The 8,219-nt window shown below is 36.5% G+C and carries 13 protein-coding genes; 7 read left to right on the top strand and 6 right to left on the bottom strand.

The annotated features are described in order from the left end of the window. Window positions 1–158: 158 nt before the first annotated feature. Window positions 159–335: a hypothetical protein gene (locus IOC57_RS24970; protein ID WP_207441273.1), complete on the bottom strand. Its 177-nt coding sequence runs from the start codon at window positions 333–335 to the stop codon at window positions 159–161. A gap of 267 nt (window positions 336–602) precedes the next feature. Then, entirely contained in the window at window positions 603–890 is a 288-nt protein-coding gene (locus tag IOC57_RS24965; RefSeq protein WP_207441271.1) for a hypothetical protein, read from the bottom strand. 216 nt (window positions 891–1,106) lie between these two features. Here IOC57_RS24965 and IOC57_RS24960 point away from each other — a divergent pair, with 216 nt between their 5' ends. After that, window positions 1,107–1,391, top strand: a complete 285-nt coding sequence (locus tag IOC57_RS24960; protein WP_207441269.1) for a DUF4183 domain-containing protein — start codon at window positions 1,107–1,109, stop codon at window positions 1,389–1,391. 95 nt (window positions 1,392–1,486) lie between these two features. On the opposite strand, the gene IOC57_RS24955 is transcribed toward IOC57_RS24960, so the two are convergent. Further along, window positions 1,487–1,894: a DUF4183 domain-containing protein gene (locus IOC57_RS24955; RefSeq protein ID WP_207441268.1), complete on the bottom strand. Its 408-nt coding sequence runs from the start codon at window positions 1,892–1,894 to the stop codon at window positions 1,487–1,489. Window positions 1,895–2,223: 329 nt separating this feature from the next. Here IOC57_RS24955 and IOC57_RS24950 point away from each other — a divergent pair, with 329 nt between their 5' ends. The 3 genes from IOC57_RS24950 to IOC57_RS24940 all read left to right on the top strand — a co-directional run bounded on the left by IOC57_RS24950 (window position 2,224) and on the right by IOC57_RS24940 (window position 4,600). Next, entirely contained in the window at window positions 2,224–3,858 is a 1,635-nt protein-coding gene (locus IOC57_RS24950; RefSeq protein ID WP_207441266.1) for a spore germination protein, read from the top strand. Between the two features lie 109 nt (window positions 3,859–3,967). After that, window positions 3,968–4,279 (top strand): DUF6980 family protein, encoded by a 312-nt coding sequence (locus tag IOC57_RS24945; RefSeq protein WP_207441265.1) that lies wholly within the window; start codon window positions 3,968–3,970, stop codon window positions 4,277–4,279. 126 nt (window positions 4,280–4,405) lie between these two features. Next, the gene (locus IOC57_RS24940) at window positions 4,406–4,600 is read left to right on the top strand and encodes a DUF6366 family protein (protein ID WP_207441263.1); all 195 of its coding nucleotides are present in this window, start codon (window positions 4,406–4,408) and stop codon (window positions 4,598–4,600) included. 104 nt (window positions 4,601–4,704) lie between these two features. Here the strand turns inward: IOC57_RS24940 and IOC57_RS24935 are convergent, their stop codons facing one another. Next, window positions 4,705–4,950 (bottom strand): hypothetical protein, encoded by a 246-nt coding sequence (locus IOC57_RS24935; protein ID WP_207441262.1) that lies wholly within the window; start codon window positions 4,948–4,950, stop codon window positions 4,705–4,707. Between the two features lie 322 nt (window positions 4,951–5,272). Further along, a complete protein-coding gene (locus tag IOC57_RS24930; protein ID WP_207441260.1) occupies window positions 5,273–5,893 on the bottom strand; it encodes an NAD(P)-dependent oxidoreductase in 621 nt (206 codons plus the stop codon). A gap of 221 nt (window positions 5,894–6,114) precedes the next feature. On the opposite strand from IOC57_RS24930, the gene IOC57_RS24925 reads away from it, so the two are divergent. Together IOC57_RS24925 and IOC57_RS26675 are read left to right on the top strand one after the other, a co-directional pair. Further along, a complete protein-coding gene (locus tag IOC57_RS24925; protein WP_207441258.1) occupies window positions 6,115–6,552 on the top strand; it encodes a VOC family protein in 438 nt (145 codons plus the stop codon). Between the two features lie 122 nt (window positions 6,553–6,674). Next, window positions 6,675–6,746: a hypothetical protein gene (locus IOC57_RS26675; RefSeq protein WP_396020887.1), complete on the top strand. Its 72-nt coding sequence runs from the start codon at window positions 6,675–6,677 to the stop codon at window positions 6,744–6,746. Window positions 6,747–7,162: 416 nt separating this feature from the next. Here IOC57_RS26675 and IOC57_RS24920 read toward each other — a convergent pair whose 3' ends face one another. After that, window positions 7,163–7,366, bottom strand: a complete 204-nt coding sequence (locus IOC57_RS24920) for an alpha/beta-type small acid-soluble spore protein (RefSeq protein ID WP_207441256.1) — start codon at window positions 7,364–7,366, stop codon at window positions 7,163–7,165. Window positions 7,367–7,650: 284 nt separating this feature from the next. Here IOC57_RS24920 and IOC57_RS24915 point away from each other — a divergent pair, with 284 nt between their 5' ends. Further along, entirely contained in the window at window positions 7,651–8,145 is a 495-nt protein-coding gene (locus IOC57_RS24915; RefSeq protein WP_207441255.1) for a GNAT family N-acetyltransferase, read from the top strand. Window positions 8,146–8,219: the final 74 nt, after the last annotated feature.

The following is an 8,219-nucleotide window of genomic DNA, read 5'->3' as shown; positions in this document are numbered from 1 at the left end:
AATAGATTTTGTTGTAATGGAACGAACTTGTTCTTACAGCTTGAATGGATGAATAAAAACAACATATACGAAAACAGCATTTTATTTAATAGGTAGAATAACGTAGAATGATTCGTCTTTGAGGAGGGTTTATTTGGTTATGTCCCAGCCTCTTTATTTTAATCAACAAGTAGTCCTGTCAATATCACTTGTAAACCATATAAAAATTGTTGCTCAAAATCCAGGCTCATTTCATATTGTTCTCCAAAAATCAAACCAAACTGTTTAGCTGTTTCTGGAGAAATATGTTTTGCGCGAATTTCACCGGCAACAAATGAAAGAACATAATTATTCATTATATTTGCAGCATTTAGGCAGTTTTCATCAGATACCCCGTATTTTGTTAAGGTAGCTAAAATGAATTTTATTTCGCCTCTTTTATACTATAAATTGGAATAAGCTGAAAAAACATCATATACAAATTTGATGTTTTTTCTTTTTATCTATCCTTTAAAAAACATCGGCTCGAAGAACTGTTTCTGAAGTTACTTTAAATGAGGGATTATCTCCTGCTTGAAAAGAAACGGGAACATAATTATTCATAGTGGATATTTGTGAACCTATCAATGACCTGTAAGGGGTGTATCAATACCGTCTTTACGAATTGTCCAAATATCTGCATTAGAAGTACCTGGTCCAATAAAAGCCTGTACATTCAGCGCTTTCAAGCATATTTGACTTAATCGAATAAAAATTTCCGCATTTGAAACAGAAACAGATCCTGGTCGATAAAAACGAACTGTTCCTTTTGGCAAGCTGCCTGGATCACCCTGAATAATAGTGGAAGGCTGTAAAACTGTAGAAAACCCCAAATTATTGGCATGTGAATTGTACAAATTTGTAGTGCCCATATACAAACCAATACCTAAACGTTTTTCGTAAGGCAGTTACATATCAGTCGCAATTGAGCCAGAATCATAAAATTATTCGCAGGTGGAATCAATGTAACAAATATTCGCCGTTCCCTAATTCGAAGTATGAAATAAGATAATTAAATGGGGGACGGACAACCTCGAAAGGACTGTCTGGAAAACCCCGTACATTTGAAAAAGAAAGGAGGTAAATAAATGCCAATCATTAAGCCCTTCATGGCTTCCAGAAAGTTTACTGCCACAATAGGGGATGGTACAGGTACAGGTGAGACGTTTGCAATTGCAGCAACAACCTTTACGGATGACGCTGGTGCAGCGGTAACCGCATTTCCAGGTTCATTTGCTTATTATGTTTTATATATAAATGCTCAGATTCAAACAGCTGATACCTCAACCCTTACTACTACTACGATAACTATTCCTGATGGCGATGCACTTGATGGTGCAACTCCAATTGTTATTGAAGTTATAGTCAACTAATACCCATGATTTGCTAATGACAAAATGCCGGTAATCAATATGATGATTGTCCGGCATTTTGTTCATTGGTTTCGTAAGAACTATCCACTTTTTCTTTATCCATAAATTATTACAAATTGAAGAATAATAGGGGCTCCAGATAGGGGTAAATCATTAAGGAATGTAAGTTTTCCCGGTTCAACGATGTAATTTATATCTGGCTGCAGGATTCCATTTATAAATAAGTTTATATAAGATACGCTATTTGGATTAAGAATCCTGGAGGTTCCGTACTTTAACACTCCATCTTGATTAGTATAAATCCTTTTTATACCGTCAGAGATTGCAGTATATTGAAAAGTTTTTACCTTTAAAATGTTAATTGGATTTGGGTTCTCCCTCACTGGATAAATATTTGGACAACCTCTTGGTGGACTTGGTGATAAACAACTATTCTTATTATACAGCCCTGTTTCCTTTTGTTGCTGGTGCATGTTATGATAACCGATTAATTTCTTAGTCATAACTTGCTATTAATCCCTCCTTTTTGGATAATGAAGCTCCGAAAATCTCTGTATTTGTTATCTCCCTTACACTTATATATTCATTTCTTTTGGTTCAGGTATGGGTTCTACAGCCTCTATAATTTTCGCATCATACACTTTTTTTCACTTTTTCCGACTGACCACTTCTTTTATCTTCAAGCTCCTATTCTTTTTTCTTTCTATCTCTTTCACATCTATACATATATAATATGCTATCTACTTCATCCATCTTTGCGATTGATGTTATCCATAAAAAACATTTTCTTTGGACAGAATAAAAAGAAATAGGAATGAAAGAGGTCCGGTCTATGTTTTCTTTTTTTAAACAAAAAGGACAAATGAAGAAACGTGAGAAGCGAAGGATTGATGAAAAAGACCAATCTAAAGGTAAAACTACTGAACTTATTGACAGCTACATTTCAGTCAATCTGGAAAAGGTGAAGCAGAAAACAGGTAACAGCCCCGACATTATTATACGAACGTTGAAAATCAGTCAAAATCCCGAAATTAAAACGACTATTTTGTATGTGCAGGGTCTGATTGATAATCCAAGCGTTATGGACTTTTTAATTGAATCCATCATGAAAAATCCTCATCTTAAAGAAAAATTACTTCCACAAGAAGCGCTGGAGGTAATCTCTAAAGACGTGGTTTCTCTCGGTGGTGTAGAAACCGTCACGAACTGGGAAAAATTATTTTTGTCATTATTATCAGGGGATAGCATCATTTTTGTTGACGGCATTAACATAGCCCTGGTTGCAAGTACAAAAGGAGGAGAAAGGCGTCCAGTTCAGGAATCTAGCACAAATACGGTGATTCGCGGTTCAAGAGAAGGATTTACGGAATCGAATGCAACAAACATAGCGCTGGTACGCCGCATCATTAACAGTCCGGATTTATGGATCGAGTCGATGATAATTGGGGCGGTGACAAAGACGGATGTTTCCATCATGTATATAAATGGGATTGCCAAGGAAGGAATCGTCGAGGAGGTTAAAAAGCGCTTAAAAGGAATAAATATTGATAGTATTCTTGAATCAGGATATATTGAACAATTGATAGAAGATCAGGTCATGACCCCATTCCCTACCCTTGATCATACAGAAAGACCGGATAAGGTCGCTGGCGATCTCCTTGAAGGAAGGGTAGCCATTTTTGTTAACGGAACGCCTTTTGTCTTGGTGGCTCCTGCGTTATTTATTCAGTTCTTTCAATCAGTAGAGGACTACTATGTTCGCTTTGATATAGCCTCAGCTATACGCTTTTTACGTATTTCTATTTTTTTTATTTCGCTAATCTCCTCGTCTGTTTATGTAGCAGCTACAACCTATCATCAGGAAATGATTCCAACAAAGTTGCTCGTCATTATTGCAGCGCAACGAGATTCTGTTCCTTTTCCGGCAGTTATCGAAGCACTCTTTATGGAATTGACATTTGAAGTCTTACGAGAAGCAAGCCTAAGGATGCCCAAAGCCATTGGGGCGACTATGTCCATTGTTGGTGCTCTGGTTATTGGGGATGTGGCAGTCCAGGCTGGGATTGTATCACCGGCAATGGTCATCATCGTATCAATCACGGCCATTGCAAGTTTTGCCACCCCTTCCTATTCAATGGCGATTTCTGCTCGCCTGTTGCGGTTCGTATTTACGATTTGCTCAGGTGTAATGGGTTTTTATGGCATGATATTAATCCTTTTTGTCGTCCTGGTTCATTTATGTAGCCTACGTTCATTCGGAGTTCCTTATATGTCACCATTTGCTCCACTAAATCCGGAAGGACTAGGTGATACATTCATTAGGAGACCAATGTGGGCGTTTAAAGAAAGACCCAAATTATTAAGCTCCAATAATAATTTGAAAAGGGAAGGCGATAATCAAAGGCCTCTGCCCCCTACATCACGTGGTATGAAGACTTTTCCCAAGAAGAAGGGTGACGGGCACTGAATCGTGACATGCTTTTACAAACGGGTGCGTTAGCATAAGAAGGAACTATGGTAAAATTACGATACATATATACATAGAACCCGATAAAGGTTAACCCAAGGAGATACTTATGAATGATCACTGTTGCGAAGCTATGAAAGACCAAGTTACTATTAATTGCAAAATTCAAGCTAACCCGTTTGATTGTCCAGACATTTTGATTACTTATAATAAAAGGTTTGATGAATATGGATTACTAATCCACGATGGAGGCAGCTCAAGTATAGAGATAACCTATTGTCCCTGGTGTGGCACGAAATTACCTGATTCTAAAAGGGATTTATGGTTTGAAATCCTTGAACAATTAGGATTTGATGACCCTGTTGAGCAATCGATTCCAGAGGAATTTGAAACAGATAAATGGTATAAAAATAGTAAATGATCAGAGCTGTCTTTAAGGCAGCTTCTTTTTTATAGAACTAAAGGGGCAGGATAGTTCAACAAGGATAATGGAAATTTGTGTTAAAATTAAAAAGGAATGATTGTTTAATTTACAGGGGGTGTTCAAATGAGTGAAGATAAAGAAACTCCTGAAAGAAGAAGAGAAAAATTAAGACAAGAAGAATTAAAAAGAAATCCTTCCAGCAGCGTTCACGGTGGAGGTCTTGCTGATTTAGTTGGTAGCTTAGGTTGGAAAGGGACGGGAATTCTTATTCTTGTAATCATAATCGGCTTTATTTTTGTATCACTCCTCTTTAAGTAACGGGTGGTTTACTTCAATAACAGGGGTTGCTGTGGCAGCCTTTTTCTTATGGCATGGCAGGTTAGTTCCATAAGCGTTGTGTACTTGAACTACGAAGGCTTAGTTTATTTATTTTTACCCAACTTCTCGTTACCCCGTTTAAAGTTACCCGTAATTTTAGCTAACAATAACTGTAGTTCTGCTATATTATTTTCAACTTCATTGATTCTTTCTATAAGACGCAGAGCCTCCCTATCCTTTAAAAATTTAATTTGTTTACCTTTGTAATAAATTACTACTGTTCCTTTTTTCGTTATTCGATAAGTAAATGGTTCTTCACCTAATCTGTTTCGTTTGTCTATTTCGCTCACTACACCGTCTCCCTACTTATTTTAGTTTAAAGATTATATTCAAAAAAGGCAGTTGATTCTCCTGTTTTCTTAAAATATTTTTATTCACAGTCTGTGTCAACTCTGCGATAAGTCTTATGGAACGAACGGGGCAGTTTAGGAAAAAAAGAGATGTTAATTTTACAACAACTCCATTACTTATAAATTCCGTGATTTTTAGACTCTAATTCATATTTTAGATATTCCAGAAAGGGCGCTTTAGTTAAAGAGTGGGGATTGTTGCCGCACCCCATTTTCTTTTTCAACAAACAGGTTAATCCAATATGAAAGTAGTATAAGAATATTAGTAGGAGATACCTACACGTGATTTTATATAATCGTTTGCTTTTATCTGTTTAAAGGTAAATTCTGCTGTATCCGGTACAGATATTTCAGCTCCACCCTCCGGCAAAAAATTTCGGTCTATTCGATATTTGCCCACCCTTTCTCCATCCGGCAAGTACGTAGGACAGACAATCGTCCATTCGAGGGTTGATTGTTTGAGCATATCGTCAACTTTATGATGTTCTTTCGCTGCACGGGTTGACTTCTGCTTTGATTCACTTGATTGATAACGCAGAGAATTTGCCGTGGTTCTACTTTGCAGAATACCCGCAGTTCCTATAGATATTATTCGTTTTATACCTTCGTTTTCCATTGCTTCGATAATAAGTGGCATACTTTCTGATAGAGTGGTTGTGTCATCAGTATTTAGTGCACTAATAACTACATCAATCCCCTGCATTGCACGTACTATATCATCTTTATTTACAACAATCCCTTGAATAATGGTTAAATTATCATTTTTTATTTGAATCTTCTCTGGAGTGCGAACTAATACAGTAACATGATGTCTGTCATGAAGGGCATAAGTAACTATTTGACTTCCAACTCGTCCAGTTGCACCTAAAATTAAAATATTCATAAGAATGCGGCTCCTTTTGTAAATACTAATATTTTACTATAAAAGTTATTTTATTGTCTTGTTCAACTAACGGGGCAGGATAGTTGAAGAGTGCTCTTAGACCTTTCTTCAACAATTGGGCCAGTTTGTTGAAGAAGGATATTTTCTGTTTTTAGAGAATTAGAATGTAAGAATATAGGATGGGATATTGAAAAATAACAGGAACATAGGAGGTATGAAATATGAAGATCCACAGAATAGATCATGTAGGTGTAATCGTAAATGATCTCTCTGCTGCTAAAGAGTTTTTTCTCGATCTTGGACTTGAAGTGCAAGGGGAATGGGAAATGGAAGGAGAGTTGATGGATCAGATGAGTGGGCTTAATGACGTTAAAGTAGCATGTGTAGGATTGGGGAAGCCAGACGGTCAGGCATGGATAGAGCTAATTAAATTTTATACGCCGTCAGATGAAAAAGATAGTCAGCAACCTATTGCAAATACCCTGGGTATCCGGCATATTGCATTTGCTGTTGAAGATATTGAAGCTCTTGTTGCCAAATTGAAAAAGAAAGGTACGGAAATCTTTAGTGAGATACAAAACTATGAAGATAGTTATAAGTTATGCTACTGTCGTGGACCAGAGGGGATTATTTTAGAGTTGGCGGAGCAAATCAAATAAATTAAGGGTAATAATAACTGATTTGAGATACAGTACATTAAAATATTATACCGAAGCTAATTTAATTCCCATTTGAACAATTAGATGAAAGCTTAACACGTCGTTACCCTCGAGAAGCAGCAATGGAAAGAGTTGAGACTATTAAAAGTTTAAAGAAATCTGGTTTATCCATTGCGGAAATAGAGATAAAATAGAGAAACAAAGTTAACAAAATATAACTTTTAGAGTATCGATTAGATCAAAAAAGGGTTACTACCTTAGAATCATTACGTCAGTTGAACAACCAATAATAGAAATAAGTATCGGTTACACCCTTACCGTGGTGAATACCGGTTATTTTTTACACAATTCTACTTAGCGTTTTAAATTCGCGTTTTGCCGGTGGTACCCTTAATGAAGTAACGGGTGCGTTAGCTGAAGATCGGGGCTATTTTTAAGGCAGCTTCTTCTTAGTGCAACTATCGGGGCAGGTTCGTTGAATAAGCAAGTATTCGTACTGCGACATAGCAAAATAACAGCTACTGTTGTTTCAATTTCTTTTTTTTGGAATTTTTGGAATTATAAATAGGGATAGTCGAATCACCATCCCTAACATTACATATGATTTCGTTTAACGAGTTCTTCCGCCTAATTGTTGTTCAGCCATTTGCACTAAACGTTTTGTAATTTCTCCACCAACAGATCCGTTTGCACGGGATGTTGTATCAGCGCCAAGTGTAACACCGAATTCACTAGAGATTTCGTATTTCATTTTTTCTAGAGCTTGCTCTGCACCATTAACTACTAATTCATTACTGTTATTATTTCTAGCCATGTTGTCAGCTCCTATGAATGTAATGTGTTGCTAGTCATAGGTTTTGATATTGTTAAGAGTTATATACATAGAATGTAAAATAAATTAAGGCAATGATTGGCTTTCTCCTCCTATTGCACAGTTTGGGTCAACTCTACAATAAGTCATTATAGAACGGATGCGTTAGCTGAAGATCGGAGCTGTCTTTAAGGCAGCTTTTTTGTATGAAACTAACGGGGCGGGTTAGTTGAAGAACAGGTAATGAATTTTCTATGTCGAATTAGTAACAAATGGGGTGATTAATTTTGATACATGTAAAAAATTTGGAACAAAGTGAGCATGATTTAGATTTTTTAACGGATATGATGTATGAAGCTATTCATATTCCTGAAAATAAGCCACCTAAAGAAGAACTGTTAAATTTACCACATATCAAAAAATATAGTGAGGGATGGGGACGAAAAGGTGATAGAGCAATAATTGCTTTTGAGGATCATTTTCCTGTTGGTGCTGCATGGTATCGCTTATTTGCAGAAAATCAAAAAGGGTATGGATATGTTGATGATAAGACTCCTGAACTGGGTATCGCTGTAATTAATAAAGTAAGAGGTAAGGGAATAGGTAACCTGCTTATGGAAAAGTTATTTGAAACAGCTTCTAGAGATGGTTATACATCACTATCTTTGAGTGTTGACCCTAAAAACACTCAGGCTGTACAACTTTATAAGAAACTTGGATTTGAACAATGTGATTCATCAGGAACATCTTGGACAATGATATATAACATCTCTTCCAGTTAGAAATTTTCAACTAACGGGTGCGTTAGCTGAAGATCAGAGCTGTCTTAAGGCAGCTTTTTCTTATGGGAACTAAA

Origin of the sequence: Bacillus sp. SD075 (assembly GCF_017355165.1) — a bacterium.
Taxonomy (GTDB): domain Bacteria; phylum Bacillota; class Bacilli; order Bacillales; family DSM-1321; genus Peribacillus.
This window is presented reverse-complemented; position numbering and strand designations above follow the sequence as displayed.

Bases quoted from the DNA above. Each gene is read 5' to 3' on its own strand.
- IOC57_RS24965 (WP_207441271.1), bottom strand. From the start codon at position 890: ATGGGCACTACAAATTTGTACAATTCACATGCCAATAATTTGGGGTTT.
- IOC57_RS24920 (WP_207441256.1), bottom strand. From the start codon at position 7,366: ATGGCTAGAAATAATAACAGTAATGAATTAGTAGTTAATGGTGCAGAG.
- IOC57_RS24945 (WP_207441265.1), top strand. From the start codon at position 3,968: ATGAATGATCACTGTTGCGAAGCTATGAAAGACCAAGTTACTATTAAT.
- IOC57_RS24955 (WP_207441268.1), bottom strand. From the start codon at position 1,894: ATGACTAAGAAATTAATCGGTTATCATAACATGCACCAGCAACAAAAG.
- IOC57_RS24925 (WP_207441258.1), top strand. From the start codon at position 6,115: ATGAAGATCCACAGAATAGATCATGTAGGTGTAATCGTAAATGATCTC.
- IOC57_RS24940 (WP_207441263.1), top strand. From the start codon at position 4,406: ATGAGTGAAGATAAAGAAACTCCTGAAAGAAGAAGAGAAAAATTAAGA.
- IOC57_RS24960 (WP_207441269.1), top strand. From the start codon at position 1,107: ATGCCAATCATTAAGCCCTTCATGGCTTCCAGAAAGTTTACTGCCACA.
- IOC57_RS24950 (WP_207441266.1), top strand. From the start codon at position 2,224: ATGTTTTCTTTTTTTAAACAAAAAGGACAAATGAAGAAACGTGAGAAG.
- IOC57_RS24970 (WP_207441273.1), bottom strand. From the start codon at position 335: ATGAATAATTATGTTCTTTCATTTGTTGCCGGTGAAATTCGCGCAAAA.
- IOC57_RS24930 (WP_207441260.1), bottom strand. From the start codon at position 5,893: ATGAATATTTTAATTTTAGGTGCAACTGGACGAGTTGGAAGTCAAATA.